Here is a 25,142-nt window from a genome sequence, read left to right on the forward strand (position 1 = left end):
ATTTGACCCGCGACAAAGTTTTTTTCGTTTAGAATCAAGGGGTGTCGGCGGTGCCTAAAAAAGAGGCAAACCGCTGAAACCCGCCGAAACAAAGGGGAAAAGCCATGTGATCAGGAGTTATCCGCAGACTTATCCACAGGTATGGTGGACAAAGAAATGCTTGTCCAGCCTTGCGGTTCGGTGCAGCTACTTCGGGAATCAGGCATAAGAGTGATATGACAGACGCGCCAATCGACAAGCTGCCCGAAGAAGAGGGGCAGGCCGGAGAAAATACCCCCACAGGGGCCAAGGTCATTCAGGGCTACCTCAAGTCTTTGGATAACAGTCCGGGGGTGTACCGGATGCTCGATCAGAAGGGCGATGTGCTTTACGTGGGTAAAGCACGCAACCTGAAGAAGAGAGTGTCGAATTATGCGCAAGGCCGCGGGCATTCGGCACGGATTGGGCGGATGATTGCATCGACTGCGGCGATGATGTTCCTGACCACGCGCACAGAAACCGAGGCACTTCTGTTAGAGCAGAATCTGATCAAACAATTGAAGCCGCGCTACAATGTGCTGCTGCGCGACGACAAGAGCTTTCCGAATATTCTGGTGACCAAAGATCATGATTACCCGCAGATCACCAAACATCGCGGCGCGAAAACCGAAAAGGGCGATTATTACGGACCTTTCGCCAGTGCGGGTTCTGTTAACCGCACGTTGAATCAGCTGCAAAAGATCTTTCTGTTGCGCAATTGCTCTGACTCGATGTTTGCAAGCCGCACGCGGCCCTGCCTGCAATACCAGATCGCGCGGTGTTCTGCGCCCTGTGTCGGGCATATCAGCACCGAAGACTATGCGGCACTAGTGCGCGATGCGAGCCGGTTTTTGCAAGGCAGTTCTACTTCCGTGCAGGAAACGCTGGCCAAGGATATGGCTAAGGCCAGTGCTGAGATGGAATTCGAGCGGGCCGCTGCGCTGCGGGACCGCATCCGTGCGCTGACGCAGGTGCAGCAAACCCAAGGCATCAACCCCCAAGGGGTGGCCGAAGCGGATATTGTCGCCCTTCACATGGAAGGCGGGCAGGCCTGTGTGCAGGTGTTCTTTATCCGCGCCAATCAGAACTGGGGCAACCGCGCCTATTTCCCGCGCACCGGTTCGGGGGCAGGCGGGGCCGAGGTTCTGGAGGCGTTTCTGGGGCAATTTTATAGTAACAAAACGCCACCGCGTCTGGTGCTGTTGTCCGAAGGGATCGAGAACCGCGATTTGATGGAGCAACTGCTTAGCGACAAGCTGGAGCGGCGGGTGGAGGTTTCGGTCCCGCAACGGGGGGAGAAATCCGAATTGGTGGCAGGGGCCTTGCGCAATGCACGGGAGTCGCTGGCGCGGAAGATGGCGGAGACTGCAACGCAGACCAAACTGCTCGACGGGCTGGCAGAGGCCTTTGATCTGGAAGGTCCGCTGCGCCGCGTTGAGGTTTACGACAACTCCCACATCCAAGGCAGCAATGCCGTTGGTGGCATGGTGGTGGCGGGGCCGGAGGGTTTTATCAAATCCGCTTATCGGAAGTTTAACATCAAAGACACCAGCCTGACGCCCGGCGATGACTTTGGCATGATGAAAGAGGTTCTGACCCGCCGCTTCAAGCGCCTGTTAAAGGAAGATCCGGATCGCAAGTCGGAAAACTGGCCGGATCTGGTATTGATCGACGGTGGTGCGGGGCAGGTGTCTGCGGTTGCGCAGATTATGGAAGAGCTGGGGATCGATGATGTGCCGTTCATTGGTGTTGCGAAAGGGACGGACCGTGATGCGGGGAAGGAAGAATTCTATCGCCCCGGCCAACGGCCTTCGGCGCTGCGGTTCAACGATCCGGTGCTTTACTTTGTGCAACGCCTTCGGGACGAGGTGCACCGCTTTGCCATTGGCACCCACAGGGCGAAGCGCACCAAGGCTACGTTTGCCAATCCGCTGGACGAAGTGCCAGGGGTCGGTGCCTCGCGCAAACGTGCATTGCTGACCCATTTTGGCAGTGCCAAAGCAGTGTCTCGTGCCGATCTGGCGGATTTAAAAGCGGTTGAAGGCATTTCCAGTGCATTGGCGCAGGTGATTTATGACTTCTTCCATGACAAAGGCTAAGGCATTGGCTACATCTTCTCGCAGAACCGTTAAAGTGATTTGGAAGGCCTTGTGATGCAGTGGAACATACCCAATACGTTGACTGTCATGCGCCTTTTTGCGGCACCCGGTGTGGCGATCATGTTTTTGTATTTCCAGCGGCCTCTGGCGGATTGGTTCGCGCTGGTGCTGTTTGTTTCAGCCGCGATCACCGATTTCTTTGACGGCTATCTTGCGCGGCTTTGGAAACAAGAAAGCAAATTCGGCGCTATGTTGGACCCGATTGCCGATAAAGCGATGGTTGTGATTGCGCTGGTTGTGATCGTGGCCCTGTCCACCGCGGATAAGCTGGTGATGGACCCGTGGATTTTGCTGCCCGCAACGATCATCCTGTTCCGCGAGGTGTTTGTATCAGGATTGCGGGAGTTCGTCGGGGCGTCGATGGGGTCTTTGCCTGTGACTAACCTCGCCAAATACAAGACCACGGTGCAGATGATCGCCATTGCGGTTCTGTTTGCGAAAGGGGTGTTCGAGCATTATTACCTCAACCTCGTGCAGGGGATGGACGCCGAGATTTACAACGGTGTGATGGACGGCTCGATTGAAGATGTAAACGGCGTGCTGACCTACTGGACGGTGATGAATTCTACATGGACCGTTGGTGTGGTGTTGCTGTGGATTGCCGCTGTGCTGACGGCTGTGACTGGCTGGGATTACTTTTCTAAAGCGCGTCCTCATTTGGTGGAGCCGGGTAAATGAAGCTGGATGTGGTCTATTTCGCATGGGTGCGGGAACGTATCGGAGTGCCTCGCGAGACGGTTGAAACCGAAGCCGCGACGGTGGCGGAGCTGGTGACAGAACTGCGCGGGCGGGAGGATCGTTACGATCTGGCGTTCAGTGATGTGTCATCTGTAAGGGTTGCCTTGGACCAAAGCCTGTCGGCGTTTGACGCGCCTTTGACAGGCGTGCGCGAAGTTGCCTTTTTCCCACCTATGACGGGTGGTTAAGCCATGGCTGTGCGGGTTCAGTTGGAGAATTTCGATCTTGGCGATGAACTGGACAAGCTGCGGGCAGGCCGGACGGACATCGGTGCGCTGGTCAGTTTTACGGGGCTTGTACGCGATGACACCGGCGAACTGACGGCGCTTGAGCTGGAACATTACCCCGGTATGACAGAGGCCGCGCTGGCCGAGATAGAGACAGAAGCGCAGCGTCGCTGGGCGTTGAACGACAGTCTGATTATCCATCGCTATGGCGCGTTGAAGCCGGGCGAGCAGATCATGATGGTGGCAGCTGCCGCCCCCCATCGCAAGGCGGCCTTTGAGGCGGCGGATTATTTGATGGATTTCCTTAAATCCCGCGCCCCTTTCTGGAAGAAGGAACACGGGGTGGACGGGGCTAAATGGGTTGATGCCAAAGAAGACGACGAGGCCGCGTTAAAACGCTGGTAGCGCACAAAGCTGATCAGTCTGTGCCTTTGGTCGCCGCAGATTTGAGTATTTTGGCAACATTGAAGCGGTTTAGCTGGTCGTTTGCTGGGATTGGATTGCGTCCAGATGGGCCTGTAGTTCGCCGGCTTCGCGCCGTGCAGCCCCGAGACCTTCCATAGCGGCAGAGAGTTCGGCTTCGGATTGGGTCAACTGGTTGGTCAATTCCCATTCGCGTTGCTGGATGTAGGTCATTGCCTGATCGCGGGCTTCTTCGGCTTCGTGCAAGCGGTTCGCCAGATCGTCAATTTCCGTGACATTCACAGAATTCACGCTGTTCAAGCGGCTATAGGCCCAGCGGAACGCCCAACCGGCGACAAAGGTTAACAGCAAGACAATCGCAATTGTAACGATCAGTTCTGTTCTATTCATCGGTCTCTTCCTCGGTGGCCGGTGCATCCGGTGTGTCTTCTGTGATCAGGCGGAACCAGATACGGCGATTGGCGGCGCGCCCTTCTTCGGAACCATTATCCGCAATCGGCTGGTCCTCGCCATAGCCTTTTGCAGTCAGCCCTCCGATGAGCACGCGACGGGCGAGCAAGCCGTTCAAAACCGCTTCGGCCCGTTGCTGGCTAAGGTTGCGGTTCATTTCGGCGCCGCCTTGACTGTCGGTGTGACCTTCAATTTCAAAAGGTGCGTCTGGGCATTCCTTGATGATATCGGCGATGGCATCCAGAACGCCCTGACTCTCGGCCTCGATCGTGGTGGAGGAAGGGGCAAAGACGATTTGTTGGTCAATCAGCACAGCGCGGATTTGTGCCTCGCACTGGCGGTGATCAAGGGTTGAGGCCTTGGGGATCAGTTTTGGATCGTGCTTGACCGAGATCGTGTATTTGTCGCCTTCGATCCGCTGGGCGAGCAGGCCGCTAAGGTCCGATGTGATGTCGGGATTGGCACTGATGCCGCGGATTGTCAGTTTTTCCGGCTGTACCACTACGGAGCCGTGGTGCATGTCGGACAGTCCTTCGAGACCGGCGAGAACGCGGCCGGGCCAGCCGTCAGGCAGTTCGGGGTCGATGCGGGTTCTGTTGTCGACATTCTCTGATCCGAACAGCGCACGGGCAAAAGCGCCGACGCTTTGTTTGGCAAGTGCGCTCTGGATGCGGCCACGCAGTTGCAGTTGGCCTTCGGGGCTGAGTGTTGCGATGAATTCCGGCAGCTCGGCGTCCTTTTCAGCGCCGTCTTCAAGAATTTTCGGTGGCAGGATCGCGTGGAGCGAGAAGAGTTCGGGCAGGGCGTTTTCAAGGCTGCCGACCACGGTGTCAAAGTGGCTTTGGCCGATGTTGTCACTTGCAACCAGAGAAATATCGCTGTCGGCAACGGACAAGGTGCCGCCGCCAAGTTCTTTGAGCGCGCGCACACTTTGGATGATGGCTTGGTCCCACTCGGTGGTGGGGACGCCGAGTCCGACGTCGCAGGTCAGCGTGTCGATTGCGCCAGCGGCACGCACTGCGCGCAGGATGCGATCCTTGGAGGCGGTGGTGTCGGCCGAGCAGCTTTGCAATTCCAGTCCGTCCTCATCCATGCGCACGCGAAAGCGGAACGGAGAGATGACGGGGCGGGGGGCGGTGATGTCCATCAACAGGACCAGGCCTTCGGGTTTTGCCTCACGCACAGACTTTTCGACACGGCGCTGTTCTTCGTGGGATTCAGTGACCGCAGTGATGCGCACACTGTCCGGTGTGACGGATATTTTGGAGCGGGGCAACTGTTTAAGACTGGAGAGGCCGAAATCCAGATTGCGCGCCCAGCCTGATGGCACGCGGTGTTCGGTGCTTTCCAGCATGTCGGTGACAGTGCCGCCATCGGCAATCTTGGTCGCGCGGTCCAGAATGAAACTGCGTCCGACCCGCTCGGGTATCAGTCCGATCAGGGAGATCCGGTCCACGTTGCGCAGCATCTCAAGCGAGAAACGCGGCTCTACGATTTCAGAGGATTGCAGGACAGTTGTGCGGTCGGAAATCCGGCTGGCGTCGATCACCTGTCCCATAATTTCAATGGCTTGAAGGCGGGCGGCTTCATCCGGGGCAAGACCTGTCAGGTGTACGACCAGCCCGTCGGGGCGGATTGTGGCCCAGTTTTGGCCTGATGCCCGAAGGGCCGTGTCGACCTGTTCTTGGGTCGCGCTTTCGATATAATCCGCCGCACGGTTGCCCAGAAAGAGAGACCCTGCCGCAACCAGAATAAATCCGATTGCAGAAAACAGTAGTGCGGTACGATGCATTCAAAACCCCGGTGCCGGTTTGGCGTTACGGGATTGATGTAAATGAACACGGGCGCGGGTTCAAGCTAGGTCAGCAGCACCGCGAGCGCCCAGAAGACGACAGGGATCAATCCGGCCTCTCGGTTGGAGCGGAACAGGCGCAGGCAGACTTGTGTGTCGTCAATGTCCAGCCGGCGGAGTTGCATGGTCAGATGGGCGCCAAACCCCCAGATGCCAAGGAAAACCATGAGAAAAACAAGCGGATTGGGCAACAGTTGCGCCATCGCGGCAGGGGTGATCACGGCCAGCAGCAGCAGGGTCATGGCAACGACCTGAAAGATGAACAGCCAGCGCGGCGTGTTATCGGCGAAAAGCCGCGCAGTGGATTTTACCCCGATCAGCGCGTCGTCCTCTTTGTCCTGATGGGCGTAAATCGTGTCATAGAACAGTGTCCAGCAGATTCCCGCGAGGTAGAGCAGCACAGGCGTGATCGAGAGAGAACCGCTATGGGCGCCCCACATTAACAATGCGCCCCAGTTGAAGGCCACGCCAAGGAAAATTTGCGGCCACCAAGTAAAGCGTTTGGCAAAGGGGTAGATTGCAACAGGTGCAAGCGCGAGAATGCCAAGGAAGATCGCGAACCCGTTGTAGGTTAACAAGATGCTAAAGGCGAGCAGGGCCTGCACCACCATCCAGACCGCCGCCTGTTTGGTCGTGACCTGACCCGACGGGAGCGGGCGGGAGCGGGTGCGTTCCACCGAACCGTCGATGTTGCGATCTGCGATGTCGTTCCACGTACAGCCTGCGCCGCGCATCAGGAAGGCGCCTAAAGCACAGCTTATCGCCAGCCAGCCGTCGAACGGGCGCAAACCGGCCGGATCCAGAAGGATTGCCAGCAGCAGCCCCCACCAGCAAGGCAACAGCAGCAACCACGTGCCCGCAGGTCGGTCTGCGCGGGACAGGCGCAGGTAGGGGCGGGACCAACGGGGGCAAAATCTGTCCACCCAGTTGAGGTCCGTAGCATCCGCCACGCGGCCGCCATCATTTGGCAAATCGCTGCGTGGTGGCTCTGGCGTCTGGTTCGGATCGGTCATAAACTGGGCTCATGGATAAGACAGCAAAAATCAGGCTCTATGTAGACGCGGAGTTGGGCGCGGGGCAACCCGTAGCAGTGACGAAGGATCAGGCGCATTATCTGTTCGGGGTGATGCGGCTGAAAACCGGTGCGATGGTGGCCCTGTTCAACGGGCGCGATGGCGAATGGCAGGCCGAAGTGATCGTGGCCAATAAGCGCAACGCCGTGTTGGAGTGCCGCAGCCAGAGCAAACCGTTGCAGATGCCCCCCGATCTGTGGCTTTTGTTTGCGCCGATCAAAAAGGCGCGCACGGATTTCATCGTGGAAAAAGCCGCTGAAATGGGCGCGGCGCGGATCTGCCCTGTCGTGACTGATTATACCCAGTCCGAACGGATGCGGCAGGACCGTTTGCAAGCCCACGCGGTAGAGGCTGCCGAACAATGTGGCGGGACCTATGTGCCGGAGGTGGCCGATTTGACCCGGCTGGATAAAATGCTGGAGAACTGGCCACAGGACCGTCACCTGCTGTTTTGTGATGAAACGCGGGTGGGTGAGCCTGCTACAGACCTCGCGGCGTTGCCCAGAGGCCCTTGGGCTATTTTGATCGGGCCCGAGGGCGGGTTCTCTCCGGATGAAGTGGACTTTCTGCGCGGGTTGGATTTTGCCCATTCCATCAGTCTCGGGCCGCGGATATTGCGGGCAGATACGGCAGCGGTGGCGGCTTTGGCGCTGTGGCAGCGGGCGCTGGGGGATTGGGTATGAATTTCATCCGCCCCGAAGTGCGCGCCGGTTTGTGGCGCTGGCGCGAGGTTCTGATCACTGGCGCGCTGGTGGTGTATGGTGTTTATATACTGGGACGGGGAATTGACCGTTCCAGTGTGACCCTGACGGGGCTTGGTGCTGTAATCACGGGGCTTTTTGCCGTCCTTCTGTTTTGGGCGATCTTGCGGGCAAAGCTTTATAAACCGGTGTCAGCGGCCGGAGTGGTTGAGGTGAAAGAGCGGGAAGTCGGATATCTTGCGCCCGATGGCGGGGCTTATGTGTCGCTCGATAATCTGACGAGGCTGGAAATCGTGACCAACGACAAGGGACCAGCGCAGGACGATGTGTTTTGGGTGCTGACCCATTTGGGCGGAGAACCTTTGTATATTCCCGCCTCCGCACAGGGGAGCGATTTGTTGTTTGACGCATTTGCCGCCCTGAAAGGCGTGAACTTTGAAGAAGCAGTGCGTGCAATGGGCAGCACAGAAAACGCGCGCTTTGTAATCTGGGAAAAGCGGATACTGCACTAGTTCTGCAAGGTTGACCGTCTCGAATTAACGGCGATTGGGTGGGCTGTTCTGTGATACATTCCGATTTGGAGTGCAGATGTTCACAACATCCTGCCTTGACACCCCCCGCCATCCGTTTCAGGTCTAACCCAACCTTTGTTTCGGAGATCATCCATGTCAATCCCCCAGTCCGGTGGCGGCACCATCGAACATCACGACCAACTGGCGCAATATCTGTCTGACGGGTGCAAACCCAAAGAAGATTGGCGCATTGGTACTGAACACGAGAAATTCGGCTATGATACGGCCAACCTGCTGCCTCTGCCTTATGAAGGGGCGTGTGGTATCAAGACCATGCTTGAAGGGCTGCGCGATGCTTTTGGGTGGGCGCCTGTAGAAGAGGCGGGCAAGATAATCGGGCTGGAAAAAGACGGGGCCAATATCTCGCTTGAACCGGGGGGGCAGTTGGAACTGTCCGGTGCGCCGCTGGAGACAATCCACGAAACCTGCGACGAGGTGAACGAACACCTTAAAGAAGTGCAGCATATCGCAGATAAGATGGGCGCAGGCTTTATCGGGCTGGGTGCGGCCCCTGTCTGGACACACGAACAGATGCCCCTGATGCCCAAAGGCCGTTACAAGCTGATGGACGCCTATATGGGCACCGTTGGCACCCACGGCACGCAGATGATGCGTCGGACCTGTACTGTGCAGGTGAACCTCGATTTCGCATCCGAGGCCGATATGGTCCAGAAATTCCGCGTCGGTTTGGCGCTGCAACCTGTGGCAACGGCGCTGTTTGCCAACTCTCCGTTCTTTGAGGGTAAGGAAAACGGCCATAAATCATGGCGCTCCCGCGTTTGGCGAGGACTTGATAACGCCCGTACCGGCATGTTGCCTTTCGTCTTTGAGGACGGCATGGGATTTGAGCGATATGTGCAATATGCGCTCGATGTGCCGATGTATTTCGTCTACCGCGATGGCAAGTATCTGGACGCGCTGGGCATGTCTTTCCGTGATTTTCTGAAAGGCGAACTGGCCGCGCTCCCCGGTGAAAAACCGACGCTGAGCGACTGGGCAGACCATCTGACCACCTGTTTCCCCGAAGTTCGCATCAAGAAGTTCATGGAAATGCGTGGCGCGGATGGTGGCCCGTGGCGGCGGATCTGTGCACTGCCTGCGTATTGGGTCGGGTTGATGTATGATCAAAGCGCGCTCGATGCGGCGTGGGATTTGTGCAAGAACTGGGACGCAGAAACCCGCGAGGCGCTGCGCGTTGCTGCCAGTGTTGAAGGCATTGCAGCTGAAGTAAACGGCATCAAGATGGCAGATCTTGCCCGTGAAACCGTTGCGATTTCTAAGGCCGGTCTGGCCGCCCGTGCGCGATCAGGCGCTGGCGGGATGGTGCCGGACGAGACCCATTTCCTGAACGCGCTGGAAGAAGTGGTGGCCACTGGCCATTCCCCAGCTTGCGAGTTGGTCGAAAAGTTCCGCGGAGAGTGGAATGGCGATATTTCGCAAATATACAGCGAATATAGTTATTGAAGCATAAGGGTTTCTTTACCATTGGCGCATGATATTGGGTTTGCGCTGAAACAGTACAGCAGTGCAGGGGATGTACATCGCTTGCGCAGTTGTGCTCTGGTATGCTTGTGTGAAAACGGGGGCGCATCGAACGGAATTTAATGCAGGACACGCACATGGCCGTAGTTTCGGATTATACTGCACTGTTGCAGATAAATGACTCCGCGAGCGCCCGATGGAATGCAACTGCGGAGCTTGGGACCCCTATCATCGTGACCTATAGCTTTGCAGAAGGCGCGGAAATCCCCGCTGCCAGCGAAAGCGCCTATTCTGTTGCCCGTACCTTTGCCTTTACCGATCAGCAACGCCAGAACTTTCGCGATGCCGCAGATATCTACGAGCGCGCCGCCGGCGTGGTGTTTGTCGAAGTAGACAGCGGCGGCATGATCGACGTGTCCAATGCGGACGGGTCGTCCTATGGTGGATGGGCCAGCTATCCCAGCGCTTCTGCAGGGTACACCAGCAACGGAATCTTCGTTATCGACAGCGAAGGGGATTATGGCAAAGGAACCTACGGTTTTCAGATCATGTTGCATGAACTGGGCCACGCGATGGGGCTGAAGCACACCCATGACGGAAGCCTTATCCTGGACCCATCTCTGGACAACCAGCATCAAACGGTGATGACCTACAATAACACCTCGCCCTATACCACGCAATTGGGGCTGCTGGATTTGCAGGCGCTGGATTATCTTTACGGCACTGCGGTGGATTCCTCCGCGTGGTCCTTTGATCATGACGCTTTCAGCAATACCATGACCATTGCAGGCAGTAGTAAAGCTGATGTGTTGTTCGGGGTCGCCGGTTCAAATGTTCTTATTGGAGGGGCGCGGGGCGACCGGTTGATCGGGCGCAATGTTGAAGACAGTTTGTTTGGCAATCAAGGAAATGACACGCTATCTGGGGGAAATGGCGCAGACAAACTCGCAGGGAATGGCGGCAAGGATGCTTTGTTCGGTGATTATCACAATGATGTTCTGAACGGTGGCCGTGGTGACGACCAGCTTTATGGCGGGGCAGGGGCAGACGTATTGGAAGGCGGTCAAGGCGGCGATACGCTTTACGGGGAAGACTATAACGACAGTTTGTTTGGCGGACAGGGCAGTGACAAATTGTACGGCGGCGATGATCGGGACACGCTTTATGGGGAAGCCGGGAAAGACCGGCTTTTCGGAGGTGGCGACGGTGGCGATGTACTATATGGCGGGAATGGTAAGGACTGGCTCTACAGCGGTGCGGAAGACGGTTCCGGCGGCGGTTATGCGCGCGACTATTATGGTGGCAACGGAAATGACCGTATGTTTGGCGGTGACGGGAATGACTATTTCTATGGCGGTGCAGGCAAAGACACGATGACCGGCGGCGCAGGCTATGACGTCTTCCAATTCAGCGAAGAGGCTGGACGGGACCGGATCAAGGATTTTGAAAACGGTATCGACCGGATCAGCCTCTCCGGTGTGGGGTTCGAATTCGCTGACCTGAAGTTTGTCAGCAAGGCAGGCGGAGAGTCCACCTTGATTAAGGTGAACGGCTTTGGGTCATCTATCTACGTCAAAGATTTGGCTGTTGAAGAATTGGATGTCTGGGACTTCCTCACCTGAACCGGTGTGCGCAGTATCAGAGCGATGTCAGAGAAGTTTGCCCACAACCACCAGCGCCAACCCCATACCGGCAATGCTGACAGAGGCCAGATTGATCGGGATCAAACGGTGGAGCTGCGCCGTCATATCTTCCCCTTCAAGGCTGGAATTGCGAAGGCCATTGGCTTTCCAGATACAATAGAGCAGACCGCACAGGCCAAGAAGCGTCACAAAAATGCCAGGGTAAACAAGCCAGCCCATACCAGACTCCTTAATGGTTTTGGCGGCGGTATCACACTGATCGGGGTTTGTCCAAAGCGGAATTCAGCTCTTCAGCATTGGTTTCTCGTTTCAAAGGATAGAAACGACATTCGCAGTGTTGCGCAATGGTCCAAATTTGGCCGCGGGTACAGGGATTGGCGCAACGGGGCTTGTCGGGCGCGGGGCAGAGCGTTAGGCAAAGATCCTGAGAATCTATTTAGCGACAGGAGCACCCTATGGAAGATGTTTTGGATGACGCACAGGGGTTTGGCCAGAACTCTGCACCAGGCGAGGGGTCTTACCGTGTAGCCGCTGGCGAATTGCGCGCCTTTGTGGAGCGGTTCGAGCGTTTGGAAGCCGAGAAGAAAGACCTTGCAGAACAGCAAAAAGAGGTGATGGCCGAGGCGAAATCCCGTGGCTATGACACTAAAGTCTTGCGCAAGATCGTGGCACTGCGCAAGAAAGATCCCGCCGAGATTTCCGAAGAGGAAGCGGTGCTGGAGATCTATAAGGAAGCGCTTGGGATGTAAGGCTTTTTGCCTCGTGAAGTAATTTGAAGAGGGCGGCTTTGGCCGCCCTTTTTGCGTTTGGGCAGTGCGGTTTGGGTGGTGTGAGAACGAGTGGCTTCACCCGTATCACCCAGCAAATATGAAGCGTCATACAAGACGCGTCTTACAAGAAGCTTCATATAAGACGCTTCATAAATGAAGCTTCATGATTATGGGTTTGTTAAGATTTAAGCTCAGGCAAGCGCCAGCATCCCCGTAAAGCAGCCCTTTCAAATGCGCCCATCAGAACGGCCAACCCGCAACAGATTGGCCGCACCGGATTAAAGGGGGGACACTGCGTCCTCTCCGACCAGATGGCAGGCCACTTTGTGGCCGCCCTTCACATCGCGCAAAGCCGGATCCTGACTGCGACAGATATCCTGAGCCACCGGACACCGGTTCGCAAACCGGCACCCTGCGGGCAGGTTCACCGGATCAGGCGGGTCACCCGGAATAAGAATGCGTTTGGTCGCTTCGCGGCGCGCTTTATCCACACTTGGCACCGCAGACAGCAGGGCGGATGTGTAGGGATGCAGCGGGTTGTTGAACAAGTCCATCCGGGTGCCATGTTCCACCACGCGGCCCATATACATCACCGCGATGCTGTCACACATATGCTGCACCACACCCAGATCATGGGAGATGAACAGATAGGTCAGGTTCAGATCCGCCTGCAACTTGCGCAGGAGGTTGAGGATTTGCGCCTGCACCGCCACGTCCAGTGCGGAAACTGCTTCGTCGCAGATGATCAGATCCGGCTGGGTGGCTAGCGCACGGGCGATGCCGATGCGCTGGCGTTGACCGCCGGAAAACTGGTGTGGAAACAGGCGCTGTTGTTCGGGGCGCAGACCCACTTCGGCGAACAGACGATCGACGATCTCTTTCTTTTCAGCCTCATCCATCGTGCTCAGACTGTCGAGCGGTTCCCGCACGATCTGTTCCGCCCGCAATCGGGGATTGAGGCTGGAATAGGGGTCCTGAAAAATGAATTGCATTTTGGCCCGCGCCAGTCGCGATGCTTCGTCGTCCAACGACAGGAAATCCGTTCCGTCCAGATTAACCTTGCCCTGATAGGCCTCTACCAATCGGGCCACCGCCAGCGCCGTGGTGGTCTTGCCCGAGCCGCTTTCGCCCACGATCGCAAGGGTTTCGCCCCGTTTAATCTCAAAGCTGACATCATCCACAGCATAAAGATAAGAGGCCTTTCCCCAGCCGCCGCCCCGCTTTACCGCAAAGCGCACGCCAAGGTTTTCTACAGACACAAGTGTTTCGTTGCTCATGCTCATACCTCCTCTGCGAACCAGCAGGCCGCTTTTTGTCCGTTCGCGAAGGGTTTCTCCGGCGGTCTTTCATCGACACATTTCTGCGTAACCATGTTGCAGCGCGAAGCGAACAAGCAGCGGTTCTGACCAAAATCCGACAGGCTCGGGACGATGCCCGGTACTTCCGTCAGGGCATGGCGTTCTTGGGAGATACTGGACATAATATGGGGCACGCAGGAAATCAGACCGCGCGTATAAGGGTGGCGCGGGTGTTCGATAATCTGCTCAACGGGCCCTTCTTCGGCCTTGCGCCCCGCATACATCACAATCATCCGCTCGGCCATTTCGGCGACTGCGCCCATGTCATGGGTGATCATGATAATAGACGCGCCGGTCTGGCGTTTCATATCGTTCAGCAGGTCGAAAATCTGCGCCTGCACTGTCACATCCAGCGCTGTTGTCGGTTCATCGGCGATCAGGATTTTCGGCTCGCAGGCCAATGCGATGGCGATCATTACACGCTGGCGCTGGCCGCCGGACATCTGGAAAGGATAATCCGAAACCCGCCCTTTGGCATTCGGGATACGCACCGCATCAAGCAGCTCAACCGCTTGATTCCAAGCCGCTTTTCGGGACAGTCCCTGATGGGCGCGGATCACTTCGGCAATTTGTTCGCCCACAGTATAAACCGGATTGAGAGAGGTCATTGGCTCCTGAAAGATCATCGAGATGTCATTACCCCGAATATCCCGCAACCGCTTGGGTGAGGCCGTGGTCAACTCTTCCCCATTAAAGGTGATCGAACCAGAGGCAATCCGCCCCACTTTTTCCGGCAGCAATCCCATGATGCTGAGCGCGGTCATGGACTTGCCGCAGCCACTTTCCCCGACAAAACTGATGCTTTCACCAGCGCCGAGTTCAAACGAGAGGTTGTCAATCACAGGGGCAACGCCCGCCCGTGTGGTCAGTTCAATACGAAGGTTTTCGACTTTGAGTAGCGGTTCCATCAGCGCTGCCTTAATTTTGGGTTCAGCGCATCGTTCAATCCGTCACCCACCAGCGAGATACACAGTACGGTGACGAAAATAGCGAGGCCGGGAATTGTAACGGTGAAAGAGGCGTCCAGAATATATTGCCGGTTGGAGCCGATAACCTGACCCCACGACACGACATTCGGGTCGGTCAGCCCCAGAAAAGACAGGCCTGCCTCAAACAGAATCGCAGAGCCGACCATTAGGGCGGCCTGTACGATAATCGGGGGCAGGGCGTTGGGCAGAATGACACGGAACATCAGTTTGCCGTTCTTGGCACCCGACGCGCGGGATGCCGTGACATATTCCAACTCGCGGATGCGCAGGAATTCGGATCGGGTGATCCGCGCGACGGCGGTCCAGCTTACGACGCCGATGGCAAAGGTGATCATGGGCAAGGAGGCGCCGAACAGCGCGACAATGACCATAGAGAACAGCAATGTAGGTAAAACCTGAAAGAATTCGGTGATCCGCATTAACAGTTCTTCAACCCATCCGCGGTAAAACCCTGCCAGCGCCCCGACAGTGACGCCGATCACAACGGACACCACTGCCGCGGCCAGACCTATAACGATAGATACGCGCGCACCGTGGATCAGGGCGGCCAAAAGATCGCGGCCCAGATAATCGGTGCCTAACAGGAAACCATCGGCACCCGGTGGTGAAAACGGGGCCCAGACCATATCGAAAGGATCGACAGGATATAGATACGGACCAACAATCGCGGCTAGAATGATCAGGATCAGAACAACCAGCGCGACCATGGCGGCGTGATTGCGGCGGAACATTTCCCAGGCTTCGGCAAAAGGATGGCGTGCCTCTGGAATCTCTTCCTTTGGAATAAGGGGGGAGTCGGTCATCGTTTGCCTCCTACACGGGGGTCTACAAGGCGCAGGGCCAAATCGGTAAGCAGGTTGCCTGCGATCACCACAAGGGCCGAGAAGAACAGGATGCCAAGAATGGTTGGCGTGTCCCGCGCGATAATGGATTGAAAGGCAAGCGTCCCAAGACCCGGCCAGGAAAACACGGCCTCTACCAGTACAGCGCCCGAAATAACGGCGGAGAACTGCAGGCCGGCCAGTGTGATCACCGGAGAGAGAGAGTTTTTCAGCGCGTGCTTATAAACCACTTCCCGCTCTGTCAGGCCTTTGGCCTTGGCGGTGCGCACATAATCCGATCCCAGAACCTCCATCATGGTGGCACGGGCAAGCCGCGAATAAAGCGCAAGAAACAGAGAGCCGAGCGTGATGACCGGCAGCACAAGGTGCCTCGCGACATCAAGGGCATGGGTGAAGAAACCGCCCTCGATGGTTACATCACGCATACCGGCGACGGGGAACCACTGAATTTTAAGGGAGAATGCGATCAGCAGCAGGATACCGGTCCAGAATACAGGTGCAGAATACCCGAACAGCGCCAGCATGGTCACAAAGTGGCTGGCGATCCCATTGGGGCGCCGCGCCGAAATCACGCCAAGCACCACGCCGATACCAAGTGCGAGAATTTGCGCCGTGAACACCAGCAACAGGGTTGCAGGCAGTCTCTCAAGGATCAGATCGGTGACGGGGGCATTGTAAAAGAACGAATAGCCCAGATTGAATTGCAGCACATTGCCCATGTAGCGGCCCAGTTGGACCAGAAAGGGTTGATCAAGACCGTAATCGGCGCGGATCTGTGCCAGCACCTCTTCGTCGGCGCCGCCCATAGACTGGCTGATGGTGTCGGCCACGTCGCCGGGGGCAAGGTGCATCATTGAAAAGTTGAGAACCAGCACCGCTGCAAGCAGGATCACGGCATATAGCGTGCGGATAAGGAATTTCTGGAGGAAAGCCACGAGCGTTCTTCTTCTAAATAGAGGGAGGGAGGCGGCAGGCCGCAAGGCCCGCCGCGCTGGATGACTAGTCTTTGAGGTAAGTCATATCGATCGGGGTAGAAGTGCCCCAGATCCCCAGAGGCGGATTGCCCACCTTGTCGTTATAAACCGTGTGATACGGCAGCGCGTTTATGTGATAAACCGGCAGTTCATCCGCGATGATGGTCTGGAATTCGTCATAAAGCGCCTTGCGCTTGTCTTTGTCGGTTTCCACCGCAGCCATTTCCAGCAGCTCGTCTACACGTTCGTTGGAATAGCCCTGTGTATTGGACCAAACACCCTTGCCGATGTTGGAAGAGATATAGGTCCGCTGAACGCCGATCACCGGATCGCCCCAGTTAAACACAGAGTCCCAAGACATATCGAAGTCCATTTCACCCATGCGCTTGGCCCAGGTCGGGAAGTCTGCACTGGCGCGAACTTGCACGTCGATCCCAACCTTTTTCAAGGCAGCTTTGACGTATTCCGTTTGCGGTTTCACATCTGCCCAGCCGAAATCAATCGTCAGACTGAAGCGGCTGTCGCCGTCCATCGGGTAGCCAGCCTCATCCAGCAGAGCCCTGGCTTTGTCGAGATCAACTTCGTAAGCTTCTACATCTGCGTTATAAAACGGGCTGTCGGGGTGGATACCGGTTTTGGATTCAACTGCAGTGCCTTGCATCAGCGCCTTGAGAACAAAGTTCTTGTCCACGGCATAGGCGATGGCTTTGCGCACGCGCACATCTTTCAACGGGCCGCGCTGGGTGTTCATTGCCAACCAGTCCAACGGACCAACCGCACCATATCCATCGGGGGTGACTGTCAGGTTGTCCACTTTCTTAAGGCGGTTAATGATACGGGGGAGCAGTTCAAACGCGCCCATGTGTACTTCGCCGTTTTCATAGGCAATGGCGCGGGCGGCGGGATCAGGAATGATCCGCATTACAATTTTATCAAGATAGGGGCGACCTTCGATGAAGAAATCGTCGAACCGCTCAAGGATAACATGCTGGCCGTTCGCGAATTCAGTCAGCTTGAAAGGACCGGACCCGACCACATCTTCGTTATTGCGCGGATGGGTTTTGACCTCCTCAACCGGAACATCGCCGTAGATATGCTGCGGGATGATGGACATCAACTGGCCGGACATGGCCAACATCAGCGCGGGGTGAGGTTGGGACAGGTTCAGAACGGCAGTGTAGTCATCCGGTGTATCGACTGATGTAACAGGGGCAAACATGGCCTTGAACGGGTGGTTCGCCTTGATCACGTCAACCGAGAAAGCAACGTCCTTGGACGTCAGCGGCGTCCCGTCGTGGAACTTTGCGTTCTTCACCAGATTGAGAGTTACTTTTAGACCGTCCTCGGACACTTCCCAGCTTTCGGCAAGATAGGGTTGCGGCGTCCAGTTTTCGTCATAGCGCAGCGGCGAGGCGAACAATTGCGCGCCCGGAAAGCCGGTGACGATGCCCGATTGTACCGCAGAGTTCAGGTTACGTACGTTGGTGCCGAGCACTGTAACAAGCGTGCCGCCTTGTTTTGGTTCTTCAGCAATCGCGCTGGTTGCCATCATGGATGCCAATGCTGTCGCCGTCATCAAACCTTTGAATAAAGTTCTCACAGGGGAATACCTCCGGTTGGTTGATTCTTTTTTATTATGATCAAAGCCTAGCGCAGCCCGATTCATGCTAAAACCATTATATTAGAGGGTCATTCTTACATTTTACTGAGGAAGGAGTATTAAGCCTTTTAATTAAGGTGTTAAGTGTTTTTCTGCGGCGATAAGTAGGATTTAAACATTCCTATTGGACCACCAAATCACTGAAAACACCGGATTCCCGCAAGGAAATGCAGTGCTCTATGAAGGCGCTGACGATCTGGGGGCGGCGGCTTAGCTCACTCGTGACAATGCCAAACACCGGAGTATCTACAGTGTCCCGTATCGGCAGGATAGAGAAGGGCTGATTGCTGCCGCCATAGCCCGGCGGCAGGATGTTCAGGATAGAAAAACCGAACCCTCCTGATACCAGCGCCCTGACGATTTCCGACGATCGGGTCGAGTGCACAATATTTGGCGTTAGTCCCCGTTTCGTGAACATATTCGCGAAATAAGCGCGGGTACGCGGCAGATCCAACAACACCATCGGCAGAGAACACAGCTCTTCGTAGCTGACATCGGACTGTCCGCTCAGCGGGTGCTCCTGCGGAATAAGGGCATAGGGCGGGGCGCTGAACAAGGGAACGAAGCCCTGACCTTCTTCGACTGTTTCGTCATAGGAAAAGACAAGGTCAACATCCCCTTCGCTTAGGAATTTTGCGGCTGCATCCATGCTGCCTTCCAAAAGCATGATAGAGATCCCAGGGTGGTTTTCCGAAAAACTTTTCAAGATCAGAGGTAGAAACGATGGTGCAGCCGTAGCATAGCACCCGATCCGCACAGCGCCGGTGGCTTGCCCATCTACGGATTGGACTTCAGCCTCAAAATGGCGGCTTTGTTCGAGAAACCGGCGGACGGCCTGCAGGACCTCCCCGCCCAGCGCAGTTGGCTTCACGCCTTTTGCCGGTGTGCGTACAAATATATCGTAACCGATCTCTCGTTCCATTGCGTCTATTGCGGCAGATATAGAGGACTGGGAGATAGACAGATCCTCGGCAGCCATCGCAATTGATCCATGTCGTCCCGCCGCATCTAAATAGCGAAGCTGTTTTAACGTGTAGTTTTGCATGACGCTGCGACCTCGGGTTTGGTATTCTATAGACATTCAAACGCTTCCACTCGAAAAGCTCAAGCCTTTCAGGTGTTTATTCAGTGCATGCTGCCGTATGCGAAGAGCATACTAAGTTTTATTGGGCTAGATCTGCTGTGATTAAGGTACACTGCAGGCCGCCCTATAAGGGAGTTCTGGCTCTATAAATTCAATACGAGCAATTTATTGCGTACTCACAGATTCAATCTGAACCTTTTGCCGAGGCCCCGCGTTAAGGGGATGAATACACTCGAAAGGGAAATTGTGATGACTATGCAAAAATTGAAAAGCACCACTGCCGTAATCCTGAGCTTTGCTCTGGTATCGCCACATGTGGTAACAGCGCAAACTCTTGATGCTGGGAACAATGTATCAATCGCAGCAGACCTGAAGGTCGCGCAGGCGGACACCAGTGATGACAACGGTCGCGACAAGAAAAAGAAAAAGAAGAATAAAAATAAAGCGAATGCTGACGCAGAGCTGGAAGCAGAAATCGACCCTGAAACCGGATTGGCAGTAGAGGTAGACGCTGACTCCGATGCGCAGGCGGCGGCTGATAAGGCTGTTAAGAAGAATAAGAAGAAAGCAAAGAAAGCGGCCAAGGCCGAAGCCAAAGCCGAAGCCGAGGCTGAAGCGAACGCTCAAGGCCAAGTGAATGCTGTGACAGCCGAGCAAGTTGAGGAAGAAGCTCAAAAAGAGCGCAAGAAAAAGAAGAACAAGAACAAAGACAATCAACGGGTTGAGGCGACAACACAGCCCGACGGCACAATTGCGGCCGATGAGGAACTGACCAAGGAAGATAAGCGAAAGGCGAAACGCAAGGCCAAACGGCAGGAACGCCGCGAAGCCAGAGAAATGGAAGCCGTGCAGGTAGATACCGAAGCCAGCACAGAGGCGGCCAATCGCACGCCCAAAGTTGCCGCTACTCAGGATGGTGAGGCGGATGCCAAGGTTAAGAAGCGTAAAGAGAAGATTACCAAAAAGAACCGTCGTGCAAGCAACCAAGAGCGCGCCGAAGCTGCAGTTGTGGCCAATGACGATGATGGGCTGAACAACCTTGAGAAATTCCTCATCGGTGCAGCTGGTGTCGGTATCCTTGCGGCGGTCCTGAACAACAACGATAAGGTTGTTGAAACCGAAGGCGACCGCGTGGTCGTGCAGCGTGGTGATGGTGATTACTACGTGCTTAAAGACGACAATGCGCTGCTGCGCCAGCCAGGTTCCACTGTTGAAACAGAGACCTTTTCGGACGGTTCGTCCCGTCAGACCATTGTGATGTCTGATGGCACACAGGTCGTAACCGTGCGCGCCCCCAATGGTCAGGTGTTGAGCCGCACACAGTATCTGCCAAATGGCGAGACTGTGCGCCTGTTTGACGACACTGCCAACGAAACGCCGGTTCAGATTTCCGAACTGCCACAGGTTGAAGAGTTCTCATATGCTTCAACAGGCATGAGCGAAGCTGACCTGCGTGCGGCGCTCGCGGCTTCCAGCAGTCAGGATCTGGACCGCACATTCAGCCTGCAACAGGTGCGCCAGATTCGTGCCGTACGTGAGCTGATGCCCGTCATCGAGCTGAGCGCGATTACTTTTGACACCGGTTCGGCGATTATCGAGGCGGATCAAGCCCGTGCTCTGGCAACCGTTGGTACCGCAATTGCCGAGCGGATCTCCGAGAACCCGTCCGAGGTCTTCCTGATCGAAGGTCACACCGACGCGGTTGGTTCGGCGACGTCCAATCTGGCCCTGTCAGACCGTCGTGCGGAATCTGTAGCTTTGGCTCTGACCGAGTACTTTAATGTACCGGCACAAAACCTTGTGGTTCAGGGATACGGGGAAAGTAACTTGCGCATTCCGACAGAAACCTCGGAAGAAGCAAACCGCCGCGCTGCTGTACGCCGCATCACACCGCTGTTGAAATCCTCAACATCCGGTTAATGCGCGACTGCGCTAAGACATTGAAAACCATGATGCCGGTCTGGAAACAGACCGGCATTTTTCGAGGTTACACGCAAAGTTTCCCCTGACTATCAAATATTCCCGAATGATCCTTCATGCATTCAACCGCTTCCCAATTGCAGCCAAACTCGCGATTTTGACGGTAATTCTGTACTGGAGTTTTTAATGACCAAGACCAGCTATTTCGCCCCTACCGGCGGCCACCCCGACCAGACGCAACTTCTGTCGGATCGTGCTGTCTTCACGGATGCTTACGCGGTAATCCCCAAGGGCACCATGCGCGATATTGTAACCAGTTTCTTGCCCTTCTGGGAAGGCACGCGGCTTTGGGTTATTTCCCGTCCTCTGTCGGGTTTTGCCGAAACTTTCTCTCAATATATCATGGAAGTTCAACCCGGTGGCGGTTCGGATAAACCGGAATCCGATCCCGAGGCACAGGGTGTCCTATTCGTGGTGGAAGGCAGCTTCGAGCTGACTTTCAACGGAGAAACCCATACTTTGGAAGAGGGCGGTTATGCGTATCTGCCTGCGGGGATGGACTGGACGCTGCGCAACACGTCCGAACAGGTCACGCGGTTTCATTGGGTGCGCAAAGCCTATGAGGCGGTGGACGGTTTAGACCTGCCTGATCCCGTAATTGCGAATGAAAAAGACATTGCGCCGAATGTTATGCCGGACACGGATGGTGTCTGGGCGACAACCCGTTTTGTAGACCCGAACGATCTGCGCCACGATATGCACGTCACAATTGTGACCCTGCAACCGGGCGGCGTCATCCCGTTTTGCGAAACCCACGTGATGGAACACGGTCTTTATGTGCTTGAAGGTAAAGCGGTTTACCGGCTCAATCAGGACTGGGTTGAGGTTGAGGCCGGCGATTACATGTGGCTTCGCGCGTTCTGCCCGCAGGCTTGTTATGCGGGTGGCCCGGGCCCGTTCCGCTATCTTTTGTATAAGGATGTGAACCGGCACATGAAGTTGAAACTGTCTAAAAGTTAAGGTTTCGGGGGCTGGTCTGCGCTGGCCCCCATTGCCTGTGACACACGGGTCGCAGCGTTGATAACCTCAACGGCAAGCTCTTCGATTTGTGTCTCGTCGATCCGGCTGGTGGGGCCGGAGACGGAAATCCCCGCGATCACCTCTCCCAATGCGTTGCGGATCGGGGCCGCGATACAGCGCATGCCTGTGTTGCGCTCTTGATCGTCCACGGAATAGCCCCGCTCGCGCACCTGATCCAAATCCGCCTCTAGCGCGGGCAGCGTGTCGCGCGTATGAGGGGTGAACCGCTCCAGCCCTGACCGTGCAAAACGGTTCAGCCGCGCGGTGTCAAAATAGGCCAGAAGCACCTTGCCGATGCCAGAAGCATGCAGCGGCGAAAGCGTACCAGGTGGGAAGAAGGCGCGGATCGGTGCGTGGGTTTCGACCTGTCCTAAAAATAGCACATGACCGTCCTTTTCCACACCGAGGTTCGCAGTCTCTCCGGTGATTTCCATCAGCTCGCGCAGGATCGGGCGGCTGGTTTCAACCAGACTGGTCCGGCGCAAAAAAGCAGAGCCGATCAGAAACGCCCCCGCACCAATATGCCAGGTCTGGGTGCTATCCTTCGTTTCAACAATTTGATGCTGCGCGAGCGTGGTTAACACACGGTAAAGCGTGGCCGGAGATTCCCCGAGCCTGTTGGACAATTCGCTGAGCGAAGCACCGTCATAGGCCGCGACTTCTTCCAACACCACCATCGCACGATCCAGCGATTTGATGGTGTTTTGTTCGGTCTTTTCATTAAAGGCGCGGGGGCGGCCCCGTGGTTTACGCTCTTTGTTTTTGTCATTGTCTTGGAAAGCCATTAAATCTTCCTCATCGAAATTGAAATATGGTTTCACAATATGAAAAATGTAAGTTGCTGGCAAACAATAATAAATCTAATTATATGATTTTTGAAAAATGATTTCAAAAAAATTGTTAATTGGTAACGGAGAGCATAATCTGTGGGAAACAGTCTGATGGAGGACATTATGAGTTTTCAAAATCCCGTCTTTATTCCCGGCCCGACCAACATGCCCGAGGCGATCCGTCAGGCGTGCTACATGCCCACAATCGACCACCGCTCCCCCTTGTTTGGGGATATCCTGCACCCGTGTCTGGACGGTGTGCGGCGGGTGTTGAAGTCCGAAAGTGCCAGCATCTTTATCTTTCCGTCTACCGGAACGGGCGGTTGGGAAACTGCACTGACAAACACGCTTAGCGCTGGCGATAAGGTTCTCGCGGCGCGCAATGGTATGTTCTCCCATCGCTGGATTGATATGTGCCAGCGTCACGGTCTGGACGTGCAGGTGGTGGAAACGCCTTGGGGCGAAGGGCTGCCTGCGGACAAATACGAAGAGATCCTGCGCGCCGATACCTCCCACCAGATCAAGGTTGTGCTGGCGACCCACAATGAAACCGCTACCGGTGTAAAATCTGATATCGCCGCCGTGCGCCGAGCATTGGATGCAGCGGGGCATCCGGCGATGTTGTTTGTGGACGGGGTCAGTTCGATCGGGTCTATGGACTTCCGGATGGACGAATGGGGCGTGGATATTGCCGTAACCGGATCGCAAAAAGGGTTCATGTTGCCTGCCGGTCTCGCCATTGTCGGGGTCAGTGCGAAAGCGATGGAAGCGACAAAAACCGCCAGCCTGCCGCGCACTTTCTTTGATTTGGGCGATATGCAGAAGGGTTATGACAACAACGCCTTTCCTTATACGCCGCCTGTGGGTTTGATGAACGGGCTGAAACTGTCCCTTGAGATGTTGGAGGCTGAAGGGCTGGAAAGTGTTTTTGCCCGTCACGCGCGGATTGCTACGGGTGTTCGCAAGGCTGTGGACGCATGGGGCTTGCAACTTTGCGCGGCGTCGCCCGAGGTGTATTCCAACAGCGTTTCTGCCATTCGCACGCCTGAAGGGTTCAACGCGACTGGTATCGTTAATGTTGCCGCAAAGGATTACGGCATGGCGTTTGGCGTTGGTCTTGGCGAAGTTGCGGGCAAGGTGTTCCGCATCGGCCACCTTGGGATGTTGACAGATGCGATGATGTTGTCTGGGCTAGGTGTCGCTGAAATGGTGATGGTTGATCTGGGGTTGGACGTTAAGCTTGGCTCCGGTGTTGCCGCGGCGCAGGACTTTTACCGCCACGGCGGGCAGAGTGCGCGTCAGGCCGCTGCGTGAAGGGGCAAACCGAGATGATCATTCCAACTTTTGACGATATGCTGGCCGCCCACGAACGGGCCAGACCTTACATCCACCGCACGCCGGTTCTAACATCGTCTTATGTGAACACGCTTGCGGGCTGCGAGATTTTCTTCAAATGCGAAAATTTCCAGAAAGCGGGTGCGTTCAAGGTGCGCGGTGCTTCTAACGCGGTGTTCGGTCTGTCCGATGCCGAGGCGAAGAACGGTGTCTGCACCCATAGCTCCGGCAACCACGCGCTGTCCCTGTCATATGCGGCGGGACGGCGGGGGATTCCTTGCAATGTGGTGATGCCCCGCACAGCGCCAGAGGCCAAGAAAGCTGCCGTGCGCGGATACGGTGGCACGATTACTGAGTGCGAGCCGTCAACGTCTTCCCGCGAAGAGGTTTTCGCGCAGGTGCAGGAACAGACGGGCGGCAATTTCGTCCACCCCTACAACGATCCCCGCGTGATTGCAGGGCAGGGCACCTGCTCGCGGGAACTGCTGGAGCAGATGGAGGATTTCGGCGGCGAACTGGATATGGTTGTCGCCCCGATTGGTGGCGGCGGGATGATTTCGGGCACCTGTCTGACGCTGTCCAACCTTGCGCCCAAAGTGCAGGTTATTGCGGCGGAACCGGAACAGGCGGATGACGCCTATCGCAGTTTCAAGGCAGGCCATATCATCGCAGATGATGCGCCTGAAACGGTGGCAGACGGGCTGAAAGTGCCGCTGAAGGATTTGACGTGGCACTTTGTGAAAAACCATGTGTCCGATATTTTGACTGCCAGCGATCCTGAAATTGTCGATGCAATGAAGCTGATCTGGCAGCGTATGAAAATCGTGATGGAACCCAGCAGCGCCGTGCCGCTGGCTACCATTCTAAAGAACAAGGACATCTTCGCGGGCAAGCGCGTAGGCGTCATCATTACCGGCGGTAACGTCGATCTGGCAAAGCTGCCGTGGCTGTAAGAAAAGGAA

At 55.9% G+C, this 25,142-nt stretch carries 24 protein-coding genes; 13 read left to right on the plus strand and 11 right to left on the minus strand.

Annotated elements, in window-relative coordinates:
• Positions 1-215: 215 nt before the first annotated feature.
• The 4 genes from uvrC to IEX10_RS01735 are packed head-to-tail and all read left to right on the plus strand — an operon-like array spanning position 216 to position 3,547.
• Positions 216-2,117 carry an excinuclease ABC subunit UvrC gene (gene uvrC / locus IEX10_RS01720; protein ID WP_188670312.1) on the plus strand — a complete coding sequence of 634 codons (1,902 nt, stop codon included), beginning with the start codon at positions 216-218 and terminating at the stop codon, positions 2,115-2,117.
• Positions 2,118-2,171: 54 nt separating this feature from the next.
• Complete coding sequence (pgsA, locus tag IEX10_RS01725; protein ID WP_188670314.1) at positions 2,172-2,855, plus strand: CDP-diacylglycerol--glycerol-3-phosphate 3-phosphatidyltransferase; 684 nt, start codon at positions 2,172-2,174, stop codon at positions 2,853-2,855.
• Positions 2,852-3,103 (plus strand): molybdopterin converting factor subunit 1, encoded by a 252-nt coding sequence (gene moaD, locus IEX10_RS01730; RefSeq protein WP_188670316.1) that lies wholly within the window; start codon positions 2,852-2,854, stop codon positions 3,101-3,103. Before pgsA ends, moaD begins: the two co-directional genes overlap by 4 nt.
• A 3-nt stretch (positions 3,104-3,106) precedes the next feature.
• On the plus strand, positions 3,107-3,547 hold the full coding sequence (locus tag IEX10_RS01735) for a molybdenum cofactor biosynthesis protein MoaE (RefSeq protein ID WP_188670318.1): 441 nt from the start codon (positions 3,107-3,109) through the stop codon (positions 3,545-3,547).
• Between the two features lie 69 nt (positions 3,548-3,616).
• Here the strand turns inward: IEX10_RS01735 and IEX10_RS01740 are convergent, their stop codons facing one another.
• The 3 genes from IEX10_RS01740 to ubiA form a co-directional block, all read right to left on the minus strand.
• The gene (locus tag IEX10_RS01740; RefSeq protein WP_188670320.1) at positions 3,617-3,955 is read right to left on the minus strand and encodes a hypothetical protein; all 339 of its coding nucleotides are present in this window, start codon (positions 3,953-3,955) and stop codon (positions 3,617-3,619) included.
• The gene (locus IEX10_RS01745) at positions 3,948-5,807 is read right to left on the minus strand and encodes an OmpA family protein (RefSeq protein ID WP_188670322.1); all 1,860 of its coding nucleotides are present in this window, start codon (positions 5,805-5,807) and stop codon (positions 3,948-3,950) included. Before IEX10_RS01745 ends, IEX10_RS01740 begins: the two co-directional genes overlap by 8 nt.
• Before the next feature lie 65 nt (positions 5,808-5,872).
• Positions 5,873-6,880 (minus strand): 4-hydroxybenzoate octaprenyltransferase, encoded by a 1,008-nt coding sequence (gene ubiA, locus IEX10_RS01750; protein WP_188670324.1) that lies wholly within the window; start codon positions 6,878-6,880, stop codon positions 5,873-5,875.
• Positions 6,881-6,891: 11 nt separating this feature from the next.
• Here ubiA and IEX10_RS01755 point away from each other — a divergent pair, with 11 nt between their 5' ends.
• The 4 genes from IEX10_RS01755 (at position 6,892) to IEX10_RS01770 (ending at position 11,317) form a co-directional block, all read left to right on the plus strand.
• Complete coding sequence (locus IEX10_RS01755) at positions 6,892-7,623, plus strand: 16S rRNA (uracil(1498)-N(3))-methyltransferase (RefSeq protein WP_188670326.1); 732 nt, start codon at positions 6,892-6,894, stop codon at positions 7,621-7,623.
• On the plus strand, positions 7,620-8,153 hold the full coding sequence (locus tag IEX10_RS01760) for a hypothetical protein (protein WP_188670328.1): 534 nt from the start codon (positions 7,620-7,622) through the stop codon (positions 8,151-8,153). Before IEX10_RS01755 ends, IEX10_RS01760 begins: the two co-directional genes overlap by 4 nt.
• Positions 8,154-8,306: 153 nt before the next feature.
• Entirely contained in the window at positions 8,307-9,677 is a 1,371-nt protein-coding gene (locus tag IEX10_RS01765) for a glutamate--cysteine ligase (RefSeq protein WP_188670330.1), read from the plus strand.
• Positions 9,678-9,832: 155 nt separating this feature from the next.
• Positions 9,833-11,317, plus strand: coding sequence for a M10 family metallopeptidase C-terminal domain-containing protein (locus IEX10_RS01770; RefSeq protein WP_188670333.1), 1,485 nt, complete (start codon positions 9,833-9,835; stop codon positions 11,315-11,317).
• Positions 11,318-11,344: 27 nt separating this feature from the next.
• Here the strand turns inward: IEX10_RS01770 and IEX10_RS01775 are convergent, their stop codons facing one another.
• Positions 11,345-11,557, minus strand: a complete 213-nt coding sequence (locus tag IEX10_RS01775) for a hypothetical protein (protein ID WP_069301324.1) — start codon at positions 11,555-11,557, stop codon at positions 11,345-11,347.
• 236 nt (positions 11,558-11,793) lie between these two features.
• On the opposite strand from IEX10_RS01775, the gene IEX10_RS01780 reads away from it, so the two are divergent.
• Positions 11,794-12,087: a DUF2312 domain-containing protein gene (locus tag IEX10_RS01780; RefSeq protein WP_101655468.1), complete on the plus strand. Its 294-nt coding sequence runs from the start codon at positions 11,794-11,796 to the stop codon at positions 12,085-12,087.
• A gap of 299 nt (positions 12,088-12,386) precedes the next feature.
• Here IEX10_RS01780 and IEX10_RS01785 read toward each other — a convergent pair whose 3' ends face one another.
• From IEX10_RS01785 to IEX10_RS01810, 6 genes are all read right to left on the minus strand, one after another.
• Complete coding sequence (locus tag IEX10_RS01785; protein ID WP_188670335.1) at positions 12,387-13,385, minus strand: ABC transporter ATP-binding protein; 999 nt, start codon at positions 13,383-13,385, stop codon at positions 12,387-12,389.
• Between the two features lie 2 nt (positions 13,386-13,387).
• On the minus strand, positions 13,388-14,374 hold the full coding sequence (locus tag IEX10_RS01790; RefSeq protein WP_188670337.1) for an ABC transporter ATP-binding protein: 987 nt from the start codon (positions 14,372-14,374) through the stop codon (positions 13,388-13,390).
• Entirely contained in the window at positions 14,374-15,258 is an 885-nt protein-coding gene (locus tag IEX10_RS01795; protein WP_188670338.1) for an ABC transporter permease, read from the minus strand. The genes IEX10_RS01790 and IEX10_RS01795 overlap by 1 nt, the downstream gene beginning before the upstream one ends.
• Positions 15,255-16,232, minus strand: a complete 978-nt coding sequence (locus IEX10_RS01800; RefSeq protein ID WP_188670340.1) for an ABC transporter permease — start codon at positions 16,230-16,232, stop codon at positions 15,255-15,257. Before IEX10_RS01800 ends, IEX10_RS01795 begins: the two co-directional genes overlap by 4 nt.
• A gap of 64 nt (positions 16,233-16,296) precedes the next feature.
• Positions 16,297-17,871, minus strand: coding sequence for an ABC transporter substrate-binding protein (locus tag IEX10_RS01805; RefSeq protein WP_229678394.1), 1,575 nt, complete (start codon positions 17,869-17,871; stop codon positions 16,297-16,299).
• A 181-nt stretch (positions 17,872-18,052) separates the two neighbouring features.
• On the minus strand, positions 18,053-19,012 hold the full coding sequence (locus tag IEX10_RS01810) for a LysR substrate-binding domain-containing protein (RefSeq protein WP_188670342.1): 960 nt from the start codon (positions 19,010-19,012) through the stop codon (positions 18,053-18,055).
• A 252-nt stretch (positions 19,013-19,264) separates the two neighbouring features.
• Between IEX10_RS01810 and IEX10_RS01815 the strand changes: the two genes are divergently transcribed.
• Both IEX10_RS01815 and IEX10_RS01820 read left to right on the plus strand, forming a co-directional pair.
• Complete coding sequence (locus IEX10_RS01815; protein WP_188670344.1) at positions 19,265-20,935, plus strand: OmpA family protein; 1,671 nt, start codon at positions 19,265-19,267, stop codon at positions 20,933-20,935.
• A gap of 186 nt (positions 20,936-21,121) precedes the next feature.
• Positions 21,122-21,955 carry a bifunctional allantoicase/(S)-ureidoglycine aminohydrolase gene (locus IEX10_RS01820; protein WP_188670346.1) on the plus strand — a complete coding sequence of 278 codons (834 nt, stop codon included), beginning with the start codon at positions 21,122-21,124 and terminating at the stop codon, positions 21,953-21,955.
• Here IEX10_RS01820 and bhcR read toward each other — a convergent pair.
• A complete protein-coding gene (bhcR, locus tag IEX10_RS01825; protein ID WP_188670348.1) occupies positions 21,952-22,800 on the minus strand; it encodes an HTH-type transcriptional regulator BhcR in 849 nt (282 codons plus the stop codon). The genes IEX10_RS01820 and bhcR overlap by 4 nt on opposite strands.
• Before the next feature lie 168 nt (positions 22,801-22,968).
• Between bhcR and bhcA the strand changes: the two genes are divergently transcribed.
• Together bhcA and bhcB are read left to right on the plus strand one after the other, a co-directional pair.
• Positions 22,969-24,159, plus strand: coding sequence for an L-aspartate--glyoxylate aminotransferase BhcA (gene bhcA / locus IEX10_RS01830; protein ID WP_188670350.1), 1,191 nt, complete (start codon positions 22,969-22,971; stop codon positions 24,157-24,159).
• Between the two features lie 14 nt (positions 24,160-24,173).
• Positions 24,174-25,133: a beta-hydroxyaspartate dehydratase BhcB gene (gene bhcB, locus IEX10_RS01835; protein ID WP_188670351.1), complete on the plus strand. Its 960-nt coding sequence runs from the start codon at positions 24,174-24,176 to the stop codon at positions 25,131-25,133.
• Positions 25,134-25,142: the final 9 nt, after the last annotated feature.

This window comes from Neptunicoccus cionae (genome assembly GCF_014643735.1).
Lineage (GTDB): Bacteria > Pseudomonadota > Alphaproteobacteria > Rhodobacterales > Rhodobacteraceae > Amylibacter > Amylibacter cionae.